This window comes from Lutibacter holmesii, assembly GCF_042679665.1.
In the GTDB taxonomy this organism is placed as follows: Bacteria; Bacteroidota; Bacteroidia; order Flavobacteriales; family Flavobacteriaceae; genus Lutibacter; species Lutibacter holmesii.
In genome coordinates this window covers 1-22,727 of sequence record NZ_JBHTMV010000006.1, presented here as the reverse complement: position 1 = coordinate 22,727, position 22,727 = coordinate 1, and the positions used below count along the sequence as shown (strand labels likewise).

Sequence of the window (22,727 nt, the reverse complement as noted above, 5' to 3'; positions counted from 1 at the left end):
AGCATGAAGAAATTTTTATACCTCGCGATTTTGGGAATTGTTACTTGGTCTTGTGGAGGAGGCGGAGATGATCCAGCCCCTGTACCTCCTGCTGCAAATAATGCACCTACAACACCAACCACTATTTACCCAGAAAATAACGACTTGTGTATAGACAACACTGTTAACTTTCAATGGAATGCTTCTACTGATGCTGATGGAGATGCTATCTCTTACGTAGTTGAAGTTTCTGAAAACAGTTCATTTAGTCCTCTTAGTCAAACAAAAACAACTAGTGCTACTTCTGTTTCTATTTCATTAGAAAAAGGAGTTGCTTTTTACTGGAGAGTAAGAGCTAAAGATAGTGAAGATTCAAGTGGTAATTCTTCAGCTAATCAATTTTATACTGAAGGAGATGGAATTTCTAATCATGTGCCTTTTGCACCTGTATTAGTTTCACCTGAATTAAATGGTACTATCCAAACTGCTACAACTACTTTAGAGTGGACTGCAACTGATTTAGATACAGAAGATACGTTAACATTTGATGTATACTTTGGAACAGATGCAAACCCAACTACAAAAGTAGGTGACAATATTACTGCAACAACTTTTGATGTTACAACACCAACTGCTCCTAATTACTATTGGAAAGTAGTAGCTAAAGATGGCAATGGAGGTCAAACTGTTGGTCAAGTATGGAATTTTAAAGTAGACTAAGTTCTCTTTTTATTTTACAAAATATAAAAAAAGCGCAAATTAAATTTTGCGCTTTTTTTATGCCTTCTTTTTAATTACGACATTTTGTGTCGTGTATAGCTTCTTAAAGTAGTACTACATTTGAGTATCGAAATTTAAAATAAACTCTTATGAAAACTCAAAATACATACAAAACAATAAAAGTTCCATTATTCAACAAATTTAAAATTGTAAATAATAAACTTATTACTGAACAAGAAATTAAAGAAAATTCATCTTTTAAAAACGGCCTTGCTTCTATTGGAAACAAAACCACTATTGTAAAACATGAATTTATTCTTCCTAAAAACCATACACAAAATATAGATTTTGAAAGTGATGTAACAATTACTTATGAAGTTAAAAATAACCAATTACACGTTGTTGAAATTGATGCATTATATGCTGAAGATTATATTGAAAATATTGAATCTAACTTTAATATATTTCCAACTTACAACAATGGATACATAACATTTAATTCAGATAATGATGATACAACGTTTAATACAGCATGTTAAATTTATGAATTCGCTTAAGAATAAATTCAAAGTTTAGTTGCAATTCACAGCTTTGAATTTATTCTTTTAAAATGAATACATACAACCAAAACTAGCTCTCATGGCATCTCTACTTTTTACATCATTATTATATTCACCATCAATAAATCCGTCCATAGACATTTTTTTTCTTCCATAATCTAACTCAACACCAAAAGTTAGGCCTTCAAAAGGATCGTACATTAAATTTATAATTCCATAATTATGTCTATTGTTTACTGTACCATTAATTAAAGTAATGCTTTCTTTAGGACTTGTAGAAATAACTGATCTACTTAAATCTTCAAAAAAGTATTGTGTATACCCAAGCACCAATGTACTATGAAATTTAGGCGCATAAAACCATTCATAGGATACCCAACCACCTAAGGAAGGTGTAGCATCAACTTCTCCGTGAATTGTTGGAAAACCATCGTACCCAAAACCTTGTATGGTGGTATTATAAGCAGCTACTCCTTTACCACCGGTTAACTGAAACTGTAGATTATTTTTTTGATGAATATAAATTCCTGAAAAAGCTAAACCATATCCCATAAAACTACTTTGTTTATCAAGATAACTGTACTTAACATTACGTACAATTGATGACAATCTTAAATGCCCCCAATTTTTTTGATATTTAATTGCTACTGTAAAATCAGGAGTTGTTTGATTTGTTTCATTTAAAATAGGTTCTAATTCACCAAATTTGTCGTAATCAACAGTTGGAGCAATAAAAGCCAAGGTATATTTCCAATTTTTATTGATATTATTATGATAACTAACAAATGGTTCTCTAACCCAAATTCCTGAAGGTGGTCCCTCCCACTCCATAATATTTGGCCATAATTCAGCATCTCCATAAGGCACAAATGTTTGCCCAATTACCCAATGGTCAAACTCTACATACGCTTTCCTTAACCTCATTTGTCCGTTTCCACCCCAAAAATCAAACTCTACAACACCATTCACCATTTTACCACTTTTTGTTAGAACACTGGCTTCCATATGAATTTGTGTTTGATATAAATCTACTTTCAAATTATCTGAATCATCGGTTCCAAAAACATCTATAGCTCCAACATTAAAAGTTTCACTATTTTGCAACCCTCCAAAAAAATCATAATACCCATTTAATTTTAAATTAACACCTATTGAACCTCTAACTTTTGGAATTCCTGCAATAGTATCTTTAGATATGTATGTCAAAAAACGATCTTGACCTGACATTGATAAACAAAAAATAAGCAGCGTAAAAGTGATTAATTTAGTTTTCATTTAATACAATTTTTAATAATTGTATTAAAAGTAAAAAAATAAAACATTTAAAAGACAAGAGTATATAGATAATAATAAAAAACCCTCTCAAACAAATGTTGGAGAGGGAAAATTGCTATGAAAAAGATGTAGGACATAATGCCTACGCCGCAAATGTAGTTGAATAAAACTACTGTAAAGTAACATTAGTTACATACTGCATTCTACCTAAAAAAGCAAGAAGTTTATTATTACAAGCATAAAAAAACCCTCTCAAACAAATGTTGGAGAGGGAAAATTGCTATGAAAAAGATGTAGACAAATGTCTACACTACAAATGTAACTTTTATTACATAATAAACAAATGATAATTATCAATAAATCAAATTATTCCAAATATTTCTTTCCGTTTTAGTATCGTATAAATAATTCCACCAACTAAAAAAGAGTCAATAAAATAAGCATGTGTTAATTGAAAAAAGTTAAGGTAAGTACATAAACTTAGTATAGAACTTGCTCCCCAACTTATTAATGCCGGTATTTCCCAATTAGTTATTTCACTTAAATTATATTGTTCCTTTTTTACAAAGAAAAAATTTAGAATATAAATTGCTGAAATTGATGGCGCTAAAACACCTAATAAATCTAAAAAGTCAAATAAGTAATCTGAAAACCCAAACAAGGCAACAATAATTCCAACAATAGTAGAAATAATCGTCATGTTTTTAAAAGACCAACCCGTTTTAACAGTTGAAAATGTTAACACTGTTGAATACAAATTAGAAGCATTTCCAACCCAAGTTGAAACAAACAACAGTACAAACGCAGGAATCACTAAGTCTAAATTCCCCATAATTTTAATAATGTCAACTTCTCCTGTTTGAATAGAAGGAATTGCACTAAAAAGTAAGGCAATTGGAAAACCAATGGTAATTCCTAAAACTGCAATTAAACTTTGTTTATCATTATAAATAAACCGTGAAAAGTCAGCCATTAAAACTGGAAACAAGATTGAAGAGCCGACTAATATTGACGTTGCCTGAAATAATGTCATAGATGGATTTTCAGGCACAAAATCAATTATTTGTTGAATAGAAGTTCCGTGTAAAGATTTATAAACAACATATGCCAAAAAAACTGATAAAACAGGCACAGCAAAATTAGCCAAATGCTCTAAACTTTTAATACCAAAAATTGTAGTTACACCTATTAATGCACCAACCACAATAATAATTGGCCATTCAGGTAAATTAAGCGATAAGGTTTCAAAAGCTGTATCTTTAACCGCTACAGCTAATAATTCTAAAGCTACTGAAAACCAACCAAGCAAAGTTATTCCAAAAATGAAATTCATAATTTTAGCACCTTTTCTACCAAAACTAAAATGTAAAATCATATAGGTTGATAAACGAGAACGATTACCAATTACAGTGGTAGCCATACATAAAAGTGTAAGTACTAATGTTGAAATTCCAAATGCTAGCAACGATTTTTTAAAACCAATACTTAAGGCAACTTCAGAACCTAAAAATAAAATAGGTAATGTTAAACCTGTACCTGCAATAATTAAGGCAACTAACCAACCCGATGTAAAATCTTTGGGTTGTACCTTTGTTGTTGTGTACTGATTTCCTTCTTCTGACATTTAATTGGTTAATAATTTATTAGCTAACTCCTTTAACTCTATATGACACACAACACCTTTATTGGTTATTTGAACATCATCTAAATATATACTTGTATTTTCAACAACACCATCAAAATGAGATTTTGCTACTTGTCCATACGGAGGCATATCCATTGCACTTGTGTGCCCAAAACCAAAATCAACACCTCCCCAAATACGTTCATCTTCAACAAGTTCACCTGTTAATTTACGAACGCCTGGGTTAAACCCAAGCATATTATGAGATATTTTGTACATATTTTCATCATTAAATGAGGCTAAATATGTTTTAAATGCGTCAACTCCATCTTCACCAATTACATCTACAATAGCTCCGTTTTTGATAATAAACTCAAGTTTAGAAGAAGTTTTAGAATTCTGCAAAATATCAAATACAATGTTCCCATTCATACTTGCTAATTTAGGAACAATATTTACAAATCCTGGTGCTGTACCAAATTTTGGTTGTGAATAATCTCCATCATCAATATCAAACATATAGTTCAAATCAATATCATAAGAAACATCGGTACCATTTTCACTGGTAATTCTAATCGTTTTTGAAGTCATCACAAAATCTTTCACCTTGCTCAACAACATTTTTAATGTTTGCACATCAAAACTTGTAAAAACTCTATCTAGTGATTCTATAGTACTATCAGAAATAATTAGGTATCTTAATTTTTTGTTTTCACGCATTGCGGTTTCCCAAATATCAGAATATAAAATCACCATTGAATTGGCTTCAATCCAAACATCAGCTTTACATAAAGCAGCAGTTAAAGCTTCTGACGGCCAATATTCCATACCTGCCTCACTCTCTTTTTCGGCTTTAGGCACAACCATTATTAATGGCAGTGCACCAGCTTTTAGAGTTGCCGAAGCCAAAGCATCAACAATTGTTCTATCTGAATTTAAATCAATAGTTATAGCTACTGTTTCACCTGGTTTTACCTGAAACATATCTTCCATTAATATTTTGGAAAACTTATTTCTTAATTGTTCAGTATCTACCATATTAAAAGTCTATAGAAAATGTAGCTCCGTATGTTGCTGGACGACCTCTCCAACCATAATCATCTGTTGCTCCAAAAATTGAACCAGGAACATATTCTGTATAATATTGCGTATCTAAAATATTTTTACCCCAAAGTGCAATTGTCATATTATTAAAAGAAATTGAAGCTCTGGCATCTAATAATTGATAAGCACTGGTTGTAAATTCTGAAACATTATTTTCTTCCCAATACGTTTTCCCCGTATTATTTAAGTTAATAGATCCATTAAAATCAATGGTTTCATTAATTGGAAAACTAGATTCTAAACCAATATTAAAATTATCAACAGGTACATAAGGCGTTTTATTTCCATTATAAATATTTAAATCTGTTGCATCACCATTTTCACCTCCTGTTGTTCCACCTTCAGTAATTTCTGAATCTACAAAACCATAGTTTGCTAATAAATCTAAATATTTAAATAAACGCACTTTTAAATCAACTTCAAAACCAATAATTCTGCTTTCATCATAGTTATAATTACCTGCGTAAAATGTATCTAAATCAAACACATATTGTTGTTGGTTTTTATAATCGGTATAAAATACAGAACCGTTTAAAATAAATCTGTTATTCCACCATGAAGTTTTAAAACCTAACTCGTAATTATTGGTAAGTTCATCTTCATAATCTCTGTTAAATCTATCTGTTGTGGCAGGATTATATCCTCCAGTTCTATAACCTCTTCCGTAATTTGCATAGATAAGTGCATCTTTTGTGGCTTGAAAAGAAATAGATCCTTTTGGCTGAAAAATGTTGTTGGTTCTTTCGTTAGTTTCACCTGACAAATGATCAACTTGCTTGAAAGTATCATTATCATAACGCAATCCAACTGATATTGTAAATTTATCTGAAATACTATAATCAACAAAACCAAAGGCTGCAAACGTAGATGTTGTATTGGTTACATCAGCAGATACTGCATAAAATAATTCATCTAAATCAAAATCACGAGATAAGCCATCTTGAAAGAAATCTTTCTCTAAGTTTTGATAAAAACCACCGGCTGTCCAATTAATTTGAGTATCTGTATTTAAATTTGAGAAACGAATTTCTTGATTAAATGTTTTTGTATCGGCAGTTTCACCTTGTGTAAAATCATTAAAAGGAGTAAAATCTAAATCTCCAGACAATGATCTATCTACGTGATTGTAAGATGTAACACTTTGAATTTTCACATTATTCAAAATATACTCTAATTTAAGATTTGTAAATAAATTTTGAAGATTTGATTTTCCTGGTTCATCCATTGAAATAATATTATTTCCTTTTTTTGGATCTGGATCTAAATATCCTCCAGGTTCACCTTCAACCCAAACATTTCCTGTAGGGTTTACAGAATAATAAGCAGCACCAGCATCTGTATTCATAAATTGTGCAGCTACAGTCATTTTAAAATTATCAGTAATACGTGCAATTATTTGTGCTCTTGCGTTAAACTCTCTTGAAAAATCAACCTTTTCATTTAAATATTCATTGGTTAGCAAACCATCAAAATTTGTAAACTGCGTAGATGCTCTATAAAAAATCTTATCTTTTTTTATGGCTCCTGACGAAATAAATTGGGCTAAACCACCGCCACCATTTCCAGCACCTAATTTTAAATTGTATTTTGATTTATTTACAGGTTCTTTTGAATAAATATTAATGGCTCCTCCAATAGCGTTTTTACCGTATAAAGCTCCTTGCGGACCTTTAACAACTTCAATTAATGCTAAATCAAATAATTCTTGATTCAATAAACTTGGATCTGGTACAGTAACACCATCAATAACAAAAGCAACCGGTGCATCTGAATTTCTTATTTGAGGAATACCTCTTACAGTTAAGGTATTAATACCTGCTGCCTGAGAGGCATTTAATTTTAAGTTTGGAACTAAGTTCGCAAAATTAGCTACATTATTAACACCTAAATTTTCAATTCCTTCAGAATTAATTGCCGTAACCGACTCTGGTGTAGTTTGTATTGTTTCAGTTCTTCTTCTTGATTTACCAACTATTCCTGAAAAACCTTGAATAGTAATTTCATTTAAAGATTCAGCAGATTCTTTCAATTCAACATCAATAGTGTTACTGCTTTCAATTTTTACTTCTAAAGTTTCAAAACCTATAAAAGAAATTAATAAAACAGCTTCTTTTGAAGAAACCGAAATTTCATAATTCCCATTGAAATCTGTTACAACACCAGTTGAAGTTTCTTTTTCAATAACTGAAGCTCCCGGTAAAGGCATTCCTTCAACATCTGTTACTTTTCCCATTATGGTAGTTTGCGAAAAAGCAACCGCTGAACACAATAGTAAAAAGAATAAAATACGTTTTTTCATGATAACTGTTTTAATATAGTTGTTAATAATGAGATCAAAAATACTGCTCGAATATTAATTCTTATTAATTTTGATTATTATTAATATTTTTAATAATTTTAAATACATTTTTAGGAATTTTTATAATGCAAACAAAATCAGATTCACTTTCATTAACCATTGAATATTTTAAAATACTACTAACTCTTGTTCACAAAAAATTTATAGAGAAGCATGGGCTTAAAAAACTACCTAAAACATTTCAGTTGTATGGTTATGGCGTTTACAATGAAGATAAGCCAAGCTTAAAAAGCGATTTTGAAAAAATTGGTGATGATTTTGTAAACGGAAAATACCTGTATGATAAATCACGTGAGATTTTTAAAGACAAGCAAACTATAAAACTAAACGCGTATTATAAATCTGTACTGCTATTATACATTGGCTATGATAATTTTGAACAATTTTTAAAAGAGCATCCATTATCAAAATTAGAAATTGAAAAACAATTGTCTTTAAATGGAACAGCTAAACAAAATGAAACTCATTATTATTTAAATTATTATTTTGGTGAAGACGATGTAATTATAAAAGGAAGAACAGTTATTTCTAATAATTGGAAAAAAATACAACATACATTTTTGTATCCGTTAGAAGATGGGACTTTCAAAGAACATTACAGCAACGGAAATGTTATTTTAAAAGGTGATACTTTATGTATCAATTCAAAAACATTATCAGGTGAAAAGTATATTGATGGTGCAAGTGAAATATACTATATAGGTCATAAATCACCTTCAAGTATAAAATATTTAGTTGGAACATATTGTACTTTTGATATTTATACAAATACCGTTGCAGGTCGTTCTATTTTAGAAAAGTGCAATAGCAAGGAAGAAATGGAAGAAAAATCTAAAGATCCAAATATACCTGCATACATTGCCATGGAAATTAGAAATAAACGCATTGTAAATAATAGTAATGTTCCAAAAAATGCTTTAGAACTTTCTAAAATGAGCCCGTTTGCTTCCATTTACTACAGTATTCCAGGTATTTATGAAATCACATTTAAATTTGGAGATAATTTAACTGAAATATTAAAATTTGAAATTGTAGCAACCAATTATAAAATTATTACACTTACTGAAAATGTTTATATTGAAAAAGATAGATTGGAATTAATAAACAAAGGTTCCATACTTAACTTAAGATTTAATTTTTCAGGAATTATTGAACTTGAAAGAGCCAATATTTACTTTAAAACCTATTACTTAAAAGATGGAAGAGAGTTTCAAGAAGGTGTATTTAGTGGAATTGATATAGAAAATAGATTGGTTAACGGTACTTTAAAGGTAAAATACACAAACACCTGGAATTCATAAATTTAGTTATTAAACAAAAAAAATCCTACTATTTCTAGTAGGATTTACTTTCGTGGGCAATGAGGGATTCGAACCCCCGACCCCCTCGGTGTAAACGAGGTGCTCTGAACCAACTGAGCTAATTGCCCTAAGCGGATGCAAATATAGAATCTATTTTGATTCTGACAAATATTTTTGAATAAAAAATAAAGAACTTTCTAAAAACAAAAAATCCTACTATTTCTAGTAGGATTTACTTTGGTGGGCAATGAGGGATTCGAACCCCCGACCCCCTCGGTGTAAACGAGGTGCTCTGAACCAACTGAGCTAATTGCCCTAAGCGGATGCAAATATAGTATCTATTTTGGTTTTAGCAAAGGTTTTTCACTTAAAAATCCTTTTTTATCTTCTATTTTTTCAACTCATTTTTTTTGCGAAAAACAATCAATTACAAAACATTAAATATCAACGCTTTAAAACCTAAAGATAAAGCTTCAAATTTTATGTAAGAAATAAAAAAAATTAAATTACTTCAGCAACTACAAAAGTACTACCACCTACAAATATCAAATCTTTTATATCTGAATTATTTAAAGCAGTTTTATAAGCTGTTTCTACTGAAGTGTGTGAATTCCCTACCAACCCAAATTTTTCGGCTTGCAACTTGAGTTCATTTGCTTCTAACCCTCTTGGAATATTAGGCTTACAAAAGTAATACGTTGCATTTTTAGGAAATAAAGGTAAAACACTTTTTAAATCTTTATCATTTACAACTCCCAAAACAATATGCAATTTAGCATACGTTTCCTTTTGAAGCTGTTGAAATATATAAGTTAAACCTTCCTTATTATGTCCGGTATCACAAATTACCTTTGGCTGTTGCTGTAAAATTTGCCACCTACCAAGTAATCCAGTATTCTTTACAACGTTTAACAATCCACTTTTAAGTTGCTCTTCAGAAATAACAAATCCGTTTTCTTTTAAAACAGCAATAGTTTTAATAGCCGTTTTCACATTTTTAAGCTGATAACTACCTTTTAAATCTGTTTCAAAAATTACATTTTCATTATCAGCCAACAACAAAGGTGCATTTTTTAACAAAGCAATTTCTTGAAAAACTGGGAACGTCTCATTTTGATATTCTCCAATAACTACAGGAATACCAGATTTAATAATCCCTGCTTTTTCAAAAGCAATTTCGGGTAAGGTTTCTCCTAAAAACTGTGTATGATCTAAGCCAATATTGGTAATAACCGAAACTTGAGGTGTAATAATATTGGTAGAATCTAATCTTCCGCCCAAACCTACTTCAATTACAGCAATATCAACGGCTGCTTTTGCAAAACAATCAAAAGCCAACCCAACTGTCATTTCAAAAAAAGACAACTTTTGTTGCTCTAAAAATGATTGATTATACTGTATAAATTCTGTTACTGTGTTTTCTTCAATTGGCGTACCATTTATTTTTATACGCTCTCTAAAATCTTTTAAATGAGGTGAAGTATATAAACCTACTTTATACCCAGCTTCTTGCAATATAGAAGCCAACATATGACTTGTAGATCCTTTACCATTGGTACCTGCAACATGGATGGTTTTAAACTTTTTTTCTGGAGCATTTAAATGAGCAGATAACGCTAACGTATTTGTTAAATCTTTTTTAAACGCTGTTTTTCCTTGCCGTTGATACATAGGCAATTGAGAAAACATCCAATCAACAGTTTCTTGGTAGTTCATTATTTATTGCTGCTTGAAATTAATATATACGAAACCAAATTGTCTTGTAGGCGCATCGTTATCTACTTCCCATTCATAAGTTTTTGCTATTTTTTTAGCAGTTTCCACTAAACAAGGAGCATCATTTTTTGTGTTTTTTAAATCTAATGAGGTTTTTACAACATTGCCTTGCTTATTCACTTCAATTCTAATAACAACCAAGCCGTATTCATTACACTCTTGTTTAAAGATTTTACCCGTTGGTTTTCCTCTACCATTAAGTCCATATCCAACTCCTCTTGAGCCCTTACCTGCGTTTCCAAAATAACTAGGAGCATAAGGATCTCCTGTCTCTTTTCCTTTATCGCCAGCTTCATTATCATTTCCTTCACCACCTGTAGCAGTACCATTTGTATTATTAATTCCACCCATTAAAGCGTCTAATTTTTTCTTTTTTTCAGCTTCCTCTGCTTTTTGCTTTGCAATGGCTTCTTGTCTTTCTTTTTCAATACGTTCTTCTTCCAAACGTTGTTTCTCAGCTAACGCATCAGCTTTCTTTTTTTCTTCCAAAGCTTTTTTAATTGCAATGGATTCTTCAGTTTCTTGTGTTGCCACATCTTCAGAAACAACTGTTTCTTCTTGGCTCACTTCTGGTTCAGTTGCTTCAACAACTTCTTCAATAACTTCTTCTTGTTCTTCAACTATTTCTTCAGATTGCGCTTTTAACGGTGCTTCTGGTTGAATAGCTCCCATTCCTACATTTGACGTTCCAAAATTTACTGCTATTCCATATTCTTCTGGCGGATCCATATAATTTAAACCAACAAAAAACAAAACCAACACCAATAAACTCATAATAACAGTTGTTATTGCAGCTGATTGTTTTTTATATTTTGTATCTAAAAAATGTGACATTCTTATTTTGGTCTTACCGCTAAAATTACTTTGTACCTATTACGGTTTGCAATATCCATTATTTTTACAGCTTTCTCAATTGGCACACCTTCTTCAGCCCTTAAAACAATGGTAGGATTATCTTTCCCTGTTAACAACGCTAATAAGCTTTGTTCAAGATTAGATTCTTCAATTTTTTTGTTATCTAAATAATAAACTAAACCTTTTGTAATTGTTACTGAAGTTGATTTTCGGTTTTCAGTTTTACCACTAGCTTTTGGCAATAAAATATCTAACGCACTAGTAGTAACTAAGGTTGAAGTAATCATAAAAAAGATAAGCAATAAAAACACAATATCCGTCATAGACGACATATTGAAGTTTGGATTTATTTTATTTCTACCTCTAATATCCATATTAAATAGGCTCGTTTAATAAATCCAAAAACTCAACTGATTTTGCTTCCATTTCGTACACAACTTTATTGGTACGCACTACTAAATGATTGTATTGTATATAAGAAATAATTCCAACTATTAAACCAGCAACTGTAGTTGTCATTGCTGTATATAAACCATCTGAAAGCATTTTAATATCTATTTGACCTCCAGAATTTGCAATTTCGTGTATGGCTACAATCATACCAATTACAGTTCCTAAAAAACCAATCATAGGTGCAGCACCAGAAATAGTTGCTAATACTGGCACATTTTTTTCAAGTTTATAAATCTCTAAACGTCCTGCATTTTCAATAGCTGTATTAATATCTTCTAACGGTTTTCCTATACGTGAAATTCCTTTTTCAATTAATCGAGCAGCTGGAGAACTTGTTTGCATACATAATGTTTTTGCCGCATCTAACTTTCCATGAGAAACGTGATCTTTTATTTGATTCATAAAGTTACTGTCTGTTTTTGAAGCAGCTTTTATGGCAAAAAATCGTTCAAAATAAATGTAAAGTGCAATAGCTAATAAAACAACCAAAATGGCTATTATTATTTGCCCGCCTAAACCTCCATCCATAATAAGTTTATAGATAGACAATGTTTTTTCTTCTGAAACAGTTTCTGCCAGCGTCTCACCTGCATCTTGTAGCATTATTGAAAGCATAGTAATTATTTAATTTTTATTTAAAACGAAAATACTGATTGAAAATTGTAAATAATAATTTTTTACATAAAAAAACCAAGAGTGTTGCTCTTGGTTTTTTATAATTATTTTTTAATATTTTAAAATATTGATGTTAAGCCTAAAAACGTGGCAGCACCTACAACAAAACCAACTGCTGCTAACCATGATATTTTTTTGAAATACCAGAAAAAGTCAATTTTTTCCATTCCCATTGCAACAACTCCTGCAGCAGAACCAATAATTAACATACTACCACCTGTACCTGCAGAAAAGGCAATAAAGTGCCAAATATGACTATCTATTGGATCTTGAAACATTCCCATACTTGCTGCTACTAACGGTACATTATCTACAATTGCAGATCCAACACCTAACAACATAACCACAATATTTGTATTTGGAATTATTGTTTTTAAAGATTCAGCTCCAATAAATAACATTCCTAATGACTCTAATGCTGCAACTGCCATTAAAATTCCGAAGAAAAATAATACACTTGGCATTTCAATTCTCCCTAAAGACTTATGTACAGGACTATGAAATCCTTCTGAATCATCACCATCTTGCTCTACAATATGAGAGATATTGAATTGAGATCTACTATAAATTTCAGCAAAAACACCAACTACAGATAATGATAACATCATTCCTACATAAGGAGGTAAATGTGTAACTGTTTTAAAAATTGGAACAAACATAATTGCACCTAAACCTAAATACAACATTGTAGGTCCGTATTTGTTTCCTGCTTTTTCTTCTTTCTCTATCACAGTTTCAATGTTCCCTTGAAAAGGTTTCATAAACGATGCAATAAAAGTTGGAACTGCCATACATAACAATGAAGGAATAATTAAGTATTCAATCAATTTAGCGGTAGTTACTTTTTTACCAATCCAAAGCATTGTAGTTGTAACATCTCCAATTGGAGACCAAGCACCACCAGCATTTGCAGCAATTATAATTAAACCAGCAAACCATAAACGTGTATTTTTATCGTCAATAATTTTCTGTAAAATTGTAATTAATACAATGGTAGCAGTTAAGTTATCAATAATTGCAGAAAGGATAAATGCTAAAATTGCAAAAATCCATAATAATTTCTTTTTGTTTTTAGTTACAATAAAGTTTTTGAAGGTTGCAAAACCATCAAAATAGTCTATAATCTCCACAATTGTCATTGCTCCAAGTAAAAAGAATAGAATTTCAGCAGTTTTACCCAAATGGTGTAGTAAAGTTTCTTCTAACAAATGGTGCCTTTCTTCAACAGAAAAACTTGAGAATCCTTCGACTAATTTATGCGCACTAGAATCAAACCAATTTGGAAAAGAATCAATTCCAAATGCCACCAGAGCCCATAAAATAGCCATCATTGCCAAAGCTGGAATTAATTTGTCTAGTTTTAAATTGTGCTCTAAAGCAATTGCTAAATATCCAACTATGAATATTAGAATAATCAGTGTTTCCATTAAATATATAAATTTTTGTTATTTTAAATTTTTGTTTTCAAAGCCAACAAATATAATAAATTTTATCCTCCAATCTTAAATATTTTACCGGAACTATGATTCTTTAACGCTCCCGTAACACTTCTTAAACAATTAACCTTGTTCTCAACTCGTAATACACCTAATAATGCAAAAATTAGTGCTTCTTTATAATCAACAATTGTTTTCTCAGGAATTACAATTTCATTTTTAGTAATTTGCTGAAGTTGTTCTATTAAAAATTCATTAAAAGCACCGCCTCCGGTAATTAAAAGTTTTGAATTTTCTTCTTGATTTAAACATATTGAAATTTGGTGAGTACAATGTGCTATAAAAGTGCGTAATATTGTTGAAACCACTAGGTTTTTTTCATCAATTATTGGAAAAATAGTTTCTTTTACAAATTCAAACCCTAAAGATTTTGGAATATTAGCACTGTAAAATGGTAAATTATTTAATTCCTTTAATAAAACTTCATCTATAATACCCGAACGCGCTATTTCACCACCTTTATCAAAATCAAATCCTAATTGTTTTGCGTAATGATTCATCACAATATTTACAGGGCAAATATCAAATGCTATGCGCTCCCCATTTTTTTCAAAAGAAATATTAGCAAAACCACCTAAATTTAAACAATACGTATACCCAGAAAATAATAATTGATCTCCAATTGGAACCAACGGAGCACCTTGTCCGCCCAATTCAACATCCTGAGTTCTAAAATCACAAACAACATTTAAACCTGTTTTATGTTGCAGCGTTTTACCATCTCCAATTTGCAACGTATACCCTTCATTTGGTTTATGAAAAATGGTATGTCCGTGTGATGCAATAAAATCAATCTCAGAAATTTGATGTTTTTCAACAAAATTATTAACCAATTCACCTAAATATTTCCCATATAAAATATCTAGGTTTTCAATAGCTTCTTTGGAAGAAGAAAATGAATTTCGCAAATTTTGCTCCCAAGCAATGGTATAAGAAATAGTTTCAGCTTCTAAAATATTAAAGTCATATTGTGAACCATCAAAATAAATTTCAGCACAAACAATATCTAAACCATCTAATGATGTTCCAGACATTAAACCAATAACTTTCCATTTTTTTACCACCATAAATCATTCTTTTTTTGATCCCTTACAGAGTACATATTTAAAAAAAAATACTGAAAAAAGAGTTATATTTACGTAATAATAAACTTTAATTAATAACTACTACTAACTATGGATTTTAATTTAACCGAAGAACAAATAATGATTCGCGATGCCGCACGCGATTTTGCACAAAATGAGCTTTTACCTGGTGTTATTGAACGGGATGAAAAACAAACGTTTCCTTATGAGCAAGTAAAAAAAATGGGAGAACTTGGTTTTTTAGGAATGATGGTAGACCCAAAATATGGCGGCAACGGATTAGATACCGTTTCGTATGTATTGGCTATGGAAGAAATTTCAAAAATTGACGCTTCAGCTTCGGTAATTATGTCTGTTAACAATTCTCTTGTTTGCTGGGGATTGGAAAAATATGGAACAGAAGCGCAAAAACAAAAATATTTAGTGCCATTAGCTAAAGGTGAAATAATTGGAGCTTTTTGCTTAAGTGAACCTGAAGCAGGTTCTGATGCTACTTCGCAAAAAACTACTGCTATAGATAAAGGTGATTATTATTTAGTAAATGGTACAAAAAACTGGATTACCAACGGCGGAAATGCAAGTGTTTATTTAGTAATTGCGCAAACAAATATTGAAAAAGGTCATAAAGGTATTAACGCCTTAATTGTTGAAAAAGGAATGAATGGTTTTGAGATAGGCACAAAAGAAAATAAATTAGGAATTAGAGGCTCAGACACACATTCTTTAATGTTTACAGATGTGAAAGTTCCAAAAGAAAATAGAATTGGAGAAGATGGATTTGGTTTTAAATTCGCTATGAAAACTTTAGCTGGCGGAAGAATTGGTATAGCCTCACAAGCCTTAGGTATAGCTTCTGGTGCTTATGAACTTGCCTTAAAATATTCAAAAGAACGTAAATCTTTTGGAAAAGAAATAAGCAAACACCAAGCTATTGCATTTAAAATAGCTGATATGGCAACGCAAATTGAAGCAGCTCGCTTATTATGTATGAAAGCCGCATGGGAAAAAGACCAACAAGTAAATTACGATTTAAGTGGTGCTATGGCAAAATTATATGCTGCAGACATGGCAATGCAAGTTGCTATTGAAGCGGTACAAATTCATGGTGGTTATGGTTTTGTAAAAGAGTATCACGTAGAACGCTTAATGCGAGATGCAAAAATTACACAAATTTATGAAGGCACCTCTGAGATTCAAAAAATTGTGATTTCAAGAAGTGTGCTAAAAGATTAAAGTTAAGCACATAAATATTCCCAAATTGAAAGCCTGTATTACAGGCTTTTTTTACGCCTCCTATTCAACATAAATACTAGAAATCTCTATTTTATAAATAATTAATTGTAAAAAATTAATAAAAAAATACAATTTAATTAATGAATGAATGTTTATTCATATATTTGCGTTTGTAAAATTTTATATAAATGGCACGTAAAATAGATGAAGATAAATTGGTTCGTATAAAACAAGCCACTATGAAAACTATTGTTGATTGTGGTATTGAGAAAACTACAATTGCCATGATTGCAAAAAACGCAAATGTTAGCGGTGGTTATTTGTACCGATTATATAGCGGAAAACAAGATTTAATTAATGAGTTATATTACGAAAAAGTAGCTTCATTAAATACTGAACTAGAATTTTTAATTGGCTTAAACCAAACAAGTGTAGCCTCAATTTTACAAGCCTTTTTACAAAACAGAGTGGTTTACGTAAAAAACGAGCCTATTGCATCCAATTTTTTCTATCAATTATTACACAATGACAATTTTACCTTAACTACAGAACTTCAAGAAAAAAGCATTCACCTTATTAAAGAAATTAAAAGAATTGGAAATGAAACTGGTGAAATAGCTGCAAATACAACACTCATGCAAATACAATTTCACCTATTAACCTATGTTGTAGATTATATTCAGTTTAAAAGAAAAGATTTTTTAGGAACCCAAGAAACATTAAATATTAATGTTGATTATTTAGTACATAATATTTTGACCATATTAAAAAAAGGAAATTAACAATGTTTAAAAATTTAAAATTTGTTGTAAAGCCATCCATAAAAGCAATCACAACTTTACTGTTGTTAAATGTGTTTTTTATGAATGCTCAGGAACTGAGTTTAAAACATGCGCACGATTTAATGCTACAATCAAATGGAGATTTAAAAGCTTCACATTTTGAAAGTCAGGCTGTGCAAGAAGAGGAAAAAGCAATGAAAGGTTTACGATACCCTTCAGTAAGTGTATCAGGAACATATTTAACCCTAGACCAAGATGTTACCCTAGACTTAAACCCAGTACAAGACATTATAGGAGGTATTATTGGCGGTCTTCCTTCAGGAGGTTTAGGAGATTGGAACCTAACTTTACAAGAACAAAATTTTGGTTTTGCTGCCGCTAACGTAACCTGGCCAATTTTTGCTGGTGGAAAAATAAACGCTGCAAATAAAGCAGCTGCATTAAAATCTGAAATTTCAGAAAATCATCATCACCTTAAAGAGGATAAATTAACCATAAGTTTAATAGATTATTATTTTAAACTAAAATTGGCTAAAGAAGCAAATGAATTATATAATAATGTGCTTCATACTGTTGAAATTCATAACGAGCACGCTGAAAAACTTTTCAAAAACGGAATTATTCCTGAAGTTGAAACATTAAATGCAAAAGTAGCGCTCTCAAATGCCAAAAGAGAAGTATTGGGATCTCAAAAAGATGTATCATTAGCTGAAACCGCCATTCAAAACTTGGTTGGAGGTGTAACTTTTAATGGTGTTTCTACTCCATTTATGACACCTGTAGTATTACCTCCTTTAGAAGAATTTCAACAAGAAATGTTAACTAACAACAAACAACTTCTAGAAATTTCTCAAAATTATGAATTGGCAAAAGTTGGTGTTAAAGTTGAAAAAAGTGACTACTTTCCAAAAGCAGGATTGTTTGGTGGTTATATGTTATGGACCGATAATTTACCTCTAATTGAAGATTATAAATGGCTTGCCGGAATTGGATTAACCTGGGATGTTTTTGATGGTTTTAAAAGAGATCATAAAATTAAAGCTTCTAAACACAAAGTTTCTCAAGTTGAAGAAATTGACAAACAAGCACGGTTAAATATTCTTACCTATACTGAAAAATTATACAGCGAAATTGAAAAACAACAAGAACAATATGAAAGCTTAAATGCCGATGAAGCATTAGCTGAAAAACTTAAATTCATGAGAACCAGAGCTTTTGAAGAAGGAACTGGTACTTCATTAGAAGTTATTGATGCAACATTAAAACTAAATTCAATTAAACTGCTAAAATTAAAAGCATTGTACCAATATAATGTAACCTACGGTGAATTAATGGTTCATTTAGGTAAAACAGCAACTTTTTTAAATCAAAATTAAATTAAAATGAAAACTTCAAAAAACATAAAATCAATTGTAAGTATAGTAGTAGTTGCCCTATTAGTACTCGTTAGTATTTGGCTATTAAATAAACCTAAAGAAATTGTATTTCAAGGTAGAATTGAAGCTAAAGAAATATACCTTTCAGCTAAAATTCCATCTCGTTTAAAAACTACCGAAGTAAAAGAAGGTACTAGTGTTAAAAAGGGACAATTACTTGCAACGCTTGAAAGCCCAGAAATTGATGCCAAAGAAAAACAGGCATTAGCAGCTAGAGATGCCGCTAATGCTCAAAAAAATAAAGCAACTAACGGAGCTCGTGCTGAAGAAATTGGTGCTTACAAAAGTGTATATGAAAAAGCAACCGTTGCTGCAGATTTAATGATAAAATCATACAATCGTATTGAAAACTTGTTTAAAGACGGTGTTGTTTCTGAACAAAAAAGAGACGAAGTTTTAGCTAAAAAAAATGCGGCTTTAAAAGATAAAGAAGCAGCTTATAACCAATACCAAATTGCGGTAAAAGGAGCAAGAAAAGAAGATGTAGCCGCGGCAAATGCTTTAGTTAAAAGAGCTGAAGGTGCTTTAGATGAATTGGAAAGCTATAAAAATGAACGCTTTATTTCAAGTCCAATAAATGCTGAAGTATTAAACTTTTTACCTGAAGAAGGAGAATTAATTGGCGCTGGTTACCCTGTTGTACACTTAGTAGATTTATCTAATTCATATGCAATTGTAAATGTAAAGGAAACAAGCTTATTCAACTTTAAAAAAGGGTCAGAGTTTACAGCAACAGTTCCTGCACTTCAAAATAAAAAAGTAACTTTTAAAATTTACTACGTTGCTGCACTAGGTGATTATGCAACTTGGAATGCAACAAAATCAATTGGAGATTTTGACATTAGAACTTTTGAAATAAAAGCTTCACCAATAAAGCCAGAAATTGAATTACGACCAGGAATGAGTATTTTAATTGATGGTTCACAATTTAAAAATTAAAAATGGGATCTTTTTCACATATTATAAAACGTGAATTTAGAATGCTGTTTCACAATAGAGCAATTTTTATTTTTGCCGTAATTTTACCGATTATATCTATTGTGTTTTTTAGCTCATTATTAAGTAATGGAGTTGCAAGAAACCTACCAATTGCAGTAGTAGATTTAGACAATTCGGCATTATCAAGAAATTTAATTAGTCAATTAGATGCTACACCAGAACTTAAAGTAAGATACAAACCCATAAATCAATTTGAAGGCGAACAGTTGGTAAAACAAATAAAAGCCTATGGTTTGGTTACTATTCCTAAAAATTTTGGGAGCGATGTAAGACAAGGAAAGCAAACGAAAGTCTTAAATCAATACAATAGTAATTTACTATTACCTTCAGGATTAGAAAATAAAGCTTATAGAAAAGTTGTAGGTACCCTTTCTGCTGGAGTGAATATTCAAAAACAATTGGCAAACGGAACAAACATAAACCAAGCCAAAGCAAATTACCAACCTATAACTTCAAATAATCACGTTCTATCAAACCCATATACAAATTACTCGTATTACTTAAACTCAGGTTTTATAACCTTATTTTTACAAATTTTTGTGATTTTAACAACTATCTACTGCTTTGGTTCTGATTTAAAATACAACAAAGGAGAAAAACTTTATGCCATTGGAAAAGGAAAAATGACCACTATAATTTTAGCTAAAATTTTACCATACACTTTATGGTTCTTTTTAATTGGAATGATTATGCTTTTTAGTATGTTTATATTCCAAGATTTTCCTTTAACAGGAAATAAAATAATTGTTATCATCTCATTATTGTTACTAATTCTTTCATCACAAGCATTTTCCCTATTATTTATAGCAATTAGTAAAAGTTTTAGAGAAGCACTTACTTTTGGATCAGGGTTTGCAGCGGTTAGTTTATCTTTTTCAGGTATTACATTTCCAATCTTTGGAATGCCATTAGTACTACAATGGTTTAGTCAAATATTTCCATTCACACATTTTTTCGAACTATTTGTAGATCAAACACAAAGAGGAATTCCGGTTTATTATTCCATAAAATCAATTTTAATACTGCTTTTTACAACCATTATTGTAGTTGCATTAAGTTATAAAAAACTAACATTTTTATTTAAACAGGGTTCATTTCTTCAACGTACATAATTATGAAATCATTGAATAAAAAATATCATCGTGCTAAAGTAACATTTTGGGATACTGTTACAACTGAATGGAATGCCATAAAACAAGACAAAGCAGTTTTAAGTACATTCATATCGGTAGCATTTCTTATTTTAATTGTTTACACCTATATCTATTCTAAGGAAGTTGTACACGAGGTACCTGTTGCAATTGTAAATCAAGACGCTTCAAAAACAAGTAGAGATTATATTGCTATGCTAAATTCTTCTGAAGGAATTGTAACAAAAAATCAATATACAGATTTACAAGAAGCACAACAAGATTTTTATTCAAAACAAGTAATGGGAATTGTTTTGATTCCAAAGGATTTTGGGAAAAATATTAGAAAAGGAAGACAAACAACCATAACTACATACGCTGACGCTTCAAATATGATCTTTTACAAAAGAATTATACAAGATGTTTCAGTAACCACAGGATATTTCAATGCCGGAATTGTAATTAAAAAAGAAATGGCAAAAGGAAATTCTGCAATCAAGGCACAAAAAAACTACAGCCCAATTCAACCAATATCAACAAGTTTATTTAATACATCATCGGGGTACGCAACGTATATTATTCCAATTTTAACAGCATTAATTGTTCAATTAGTACTATTAATGGGAATAGGAATTATTAATGGAACAAGAAAAGAAGACAATTCATTTCACGAGTCATTCCCTAGATTACGACATAGAGGAGGAACAATAATTACACTATTGGGAAAAGCTTTCGTTTATGTTATACTTTTTGCTATTATTTTACCAATACAAATAGGAATTATCTACACAATATTTTCAATTCCAGTAAGATCTCCTTTATGGATAATTTACCTATTCGCATTACCTTATTTTCTTTCAGTAATCTTTTTTGGACTATCCATAAGTTCTTTATTTAAAAGAAGAGAAGATTCTATTATATTTTTAGTTTTAACATCTATACCTTCATTAATGTTAAGTGGATTATCTTTTCCTATGGAAGGATTTCCAAAATTCTATCAATATTTAGCACAAACAATCCCATCCACTCCAGGAATAAATGGATTTGTAAAACTAACCCAAATGGAAGCTACTTTTCAAGAAGTAACCACAGAATATATACATCTTTGGATATTAACAGCAAGTTATTTCTTATTAGCTATAATTACGTTAAAATCTAATTCATTAAAAGAACAAAACATTAAATAACCAACTAAAAACAGTTAAACTCTATACAAATCAGGTTTCCAATTTTTAATTAATTTCTTAATATCTTTTTCACTTAAGTTTTCTTTTTGGGCTCTATGAACCAATTCAACAAATTCTTCATCTGAAGCAAAACGTAAACCAATAAGTTGACGTGTAGAAATTTTATTACTTATAGCTTTTCCTGTCAAAATAAAATACCTTAATTTTTCTTCAGCACGAATAGCTCTATCCTGAGCCTTTAAAGCAAAACTTCTTAAATAAAAAGCTAATAACATTAAAATAATCGCATTCAAAACAAGTAAAGAAGCTCCATAAAAGGTAGCATCAGTTGATTTCGCAAGTGCAATAAGTGAACCTATAAACAAGCCCATCATAGCAAGAAATGTAAATCCGTGAAACCCCATCACCAATTTACTATGATTTTCAAAACTTTGTTTCTTCATAATAGTTAATTTTTTAGTTATATATAAAGTTAACGAAAATAATCCAAAAGAAAAATGTTGTCATTTATATAGAACTTTCCTTCACTATTATAAATAATTGAGTCTCCAATCTTCTTCCGATCAAACAGGCGATTTTAAAAAAAACCTAATGACAAAAAAAAACCTTCAACACTAATGTTGAAGGTTTTCAAAAGAAAGGCGGTGACATACTCTCCCACCATAGTGGCAGTACCATCTGCGCTGATAGGCTTAACT

Annotated in this window: 20 protein-coding genes and 2 tRNA genes; 9 read left to right on the top strand and 13 right to left on the bottom strand. The window is 30.6% G+C overall.

Annotated features, from left to right (window positions below):
* Positions 1-3: 3 nt before the first annotated feature.
* The gene (locus ACFQ5N_RS11810; protein ID WP_386809764.1) at positions 4-699 is read left to right on the top strand and encodes a hypothetical protein; all 696 of its coding nucleotides are present in this window, start codon (positions 4-6) and stop codon (positions 697-699) included.
* 149 nt (positions 700-848) lie between these two features.
* A complete protein-coding gene (locus ACFQ5N_RS11805) occupies positions 849-1,238 on the top strand; it encodes a hypothetical protein (protein WP_386809762.1) in 390 nt (129 codons plus the stop codon).
* Between the two features lie 66 nt (positions 1,239-1,304).
* Here the strand turns inward: ACFQ5N_RS11805 and ACFQ5N_RS11800 are convergent, their stop codons facing one another.
* The 4 genes from ACFQ5N_RS11800 to ACFQ5N_RS11785 form a co-directional block, all read right to left on the bottom strand.
* Positions 1,305-2,534, bottom strand: a complete 1,230-nt coding sequence (locus tag ACFQ5N_RS11800; RefSeq protein WP_386809760.1) for a DcaP family trimeric outer membrane transporter — start codon at positions 2,532-2,534, stop codon at positions 1,305-1,307.
* Between the two features lie 361 nt (positions 2,535-2,895).
* Positions 2,896-4,158, bottom strand: coding sequence for a purine-cytosine permease family protein (locus ACFQ5N_RS11795; RefSeq protein WP_386809759.1), 1,263 nt, complete (start codon positions 4,156-4,158; stop codon positions 2,896-2,898).
* Positions 4,159-5,196, bottom strand: a complete 1,038-nt coding sequence (locus tag ACFQ5N_RS11790) for a hypothetical protein (RefSeq protein WP_386809758.1) — start codon at positions 5,194-5,196, stop codon at positions 4,159-4,161.
* A gap of 1 nt (position 5,197) precedes the next feature.
* Positions 5,198-7,561, bottom strand: coding sequence for a TonB-dependent receptor (locus ACFQ5N_RS11785; protein ID WP_386809756.1), 2,364 nt, complete (start codon positions 7,559-7,561; stop codon positions 5,198-5,200).
* Positions 7,562-7,686: 125 nt separating this feature from the next.
* Here ACFQ5N_RS11785 and ACFQ5N_RS11780 point away from each other — a divergent pair, with 125 nt between their 5' ends.
* Positions 7,687-8,922 (top strand): hypothetical protein, encoded by a 1,236-nt coding sequence (locus ACFQ5N_RS11780; RefSeq protein ID WP_386809754.1) that lies wholly within the window; start codon positions 7,687-7,689, stop codon positions 8,920-8,922.
* A 53-nt stretch (positions 8,923-8,975) separates the two neighbouring features.
* Here the strand turns inward: ACFQ5N_RS11780 and ACFQ5N_RS11775 are convergent.
* The 8 genes from ACFQ5N_RS11775 to ACFQ5N_RS11740 all read right to left on the bottom strand — a co-directional run bounded on the left by ACFQ5N_RS11775 (position 8,976) and on the right by ACFQ5N_RS11740 (position 15,244).
* Positions 8,976-9,050, bottom strand: a tRNA-Val gene (locus tag ACFQ5N_RS11775).
* 110 nt (positions 9,051-9,160) lie between these two features.
* Positions 9,161-9,238 (bottom strand) — tRNA-Val (locus ACFQ5N_RS11770).
* A 185-nt stretch (positions 9,239-9,423) separates the two neighbouring features.
* Positions 9,424-10,638 carry a bifunctional folylpolyglutamate synthase/dihydrofolate synthase gene (locus ACFQ5N_RS11765; RefSeq protein WP_386809752.1) on the bottom strand — a complete coding sequence of 405 codons (1,215 nt, stop codon included), beginning with the start codon at positions 10,636-10,638 and terminating at the stop codon, positions 9,424-9,426.
* 3 nt (positions 10,639-10,641) lie between these two features.
* Complete coding sequence (locus ACFQ5N_RS11760) at positions 10,642-11,532, bottom strand: energy transducer TonB (protein WP_386809750.1); 891 nt, start codon at positions 11,530-11,532, stop codon at positions 10,642-10,644.
* A 2-nt stretch (positions 11,533-11,534) separates the two neighbouring features.
* Positions 11,535-11,927 (bottom strand): ExbD/TolR family protein, encoded by a 393-nt coding sequence (locus ACFQ5N_RS11755; RefSeq protein WP_386809748.1) that lies wholly within the window; start codon positions 11,925-11,927, stop codon positions 11,535-11,537.
* Position 11,928: 1 nt separating this feature from the next.
* Positions 11,929-12,621 (bottom strand): MotA/TolQ/ExbB proton channel family protein, encoded by a 693-nt coding sequence (locus tag ACFQ5N_RS11750; RefSeq protein ID WP_386809746.1) that lies wholly within the window; start codon positions 12,619-12,621, stop codon positions 11,929-11,931.
* 119 nt (positions 12,622-12,740) lie between these two features.
* Positions 12,741-14,108 (bottom strand): sodium:proton antiporter NhaD, encoded by a 1,368-nt coding sequence (nhaD, locus tag ACFQ5N_RS11745; protein ID WP_386809745.1) that lies wholly within the window; start codon positions 14,106-14,108, stop codon positions 12,741-12,743.
* A 62-nt stretch (positions 14,109-14,170) separates the two neighbouring features.
* Entirely contained in the window at positions 14,171-15,244 is a 1,074-nt protein-coding gene (locus tag ACFQ5N_RS11740; protein WP_386809743.1) for an anhydro-N-acetylmuramic acid kinase, read from the bottom strand.
* A gap of 108 nt (positions 15,245-15,352) precedes the next feature.
* Here ACFQ5N_RS11740 and ACFQ5N_RS11735 point away from each other — a divergent pair, with 108 nt between their 5' ends.
* The 6 genes from ACFQ5N_RS11735 to ACFQ5N_RS11710 all read left to right on the top strand — a co-directional run bounded on the left by ACFQ5N_RS11735 (position 15,353) and on the right by ACFQ5N_RS11710 (position 22,029).
* Positions 15,353-16,495 (top strand): acyl-CoA dehydrogenase, encoded by a 1,143-nt coding sequence (locus ACFQ5N_RS11735; protein ID WP_386809742.1) that lies wholly within the window; start codon positions 15,353-15,355, stop codon positions 16,493-16,495.
* A 188-nt stretch (positions 16,496-16,683) separates the two neighbouring features.
* Positions 16,684-17,277, top strand: a complete 594-nt coding sequence (locus ACFQ5N_RS11730; RefSeq protein ID WP_386809740.1) for a TetR/AcrR family transcriptional regulator — start codon at positions 16,684-16,686, stop codon at positions 17,275-17,277.
* Positions 17,278-17,279: 2 nt separating this feature from the next.
* On the top strand, positions 17,280-18,653 hold the full coding sequence (locus ACFQ5N_RS11725; protein WP_386809739.1) for a TolC family protein: 1,374 nt from the start codon (positions 17,280-17,282) through the stop codon (positions 18,651-18,653).
* Positions 18,654-18,659: 6 nt separating this feature from the next.
* Positions 18,660-19,652, top strand: coding sequence for an HlyD family secretion protein (locus ACFQ5N_RS11720; protein ID WP_386809738.1), 993 nt, complete (start codon positions 18,660-18,662; stop codon positions 19,650-19,652).
* A gap of 2 nt (positions 19,653-19,654) precedes the next feature.
* On the top strand, positions 19,655-20,824 hold the full coding sequence (locus ACFQ5N_RS11715) for an ABC transporter permease (RefSeq protein ID WP_386809736.1): 1,170 nt from the start codon (positions 19,655-19,657) through the stop codon (positions 20,822-20,824).
* A 2-nt stretch (positions 20,825-20,826) separates the two neighbouring features.
* On the top strand, positions 20,827-22,029 hold the full coding sequence (locus ACFQ5N_RS11710; protein WP_386809734.1) for an ABC transporter permease: 1,203 nt from the start codon (positions 20,827-20,829) through the stop codon (positions 22,027-22,029).
* Between the two features lie 14 nt (positions 22,030-22,043).
* Here the strand turns inward: ACFQ5N_RS11710 and ACFQ5N_RS11705 are convergent, their stop codons facing one another.
* A complete protein-coding gene (locus ACFQ5N_RS11705) occupies positions 22,044-22,472 on the bottom strand; it encodes a DUF6526 family protein (protein WP_386809732.1) in 429 nt (142 codons plus the stop codon).
* Positions 22,473-22,727: the final 255 nt, after the last annotated feature.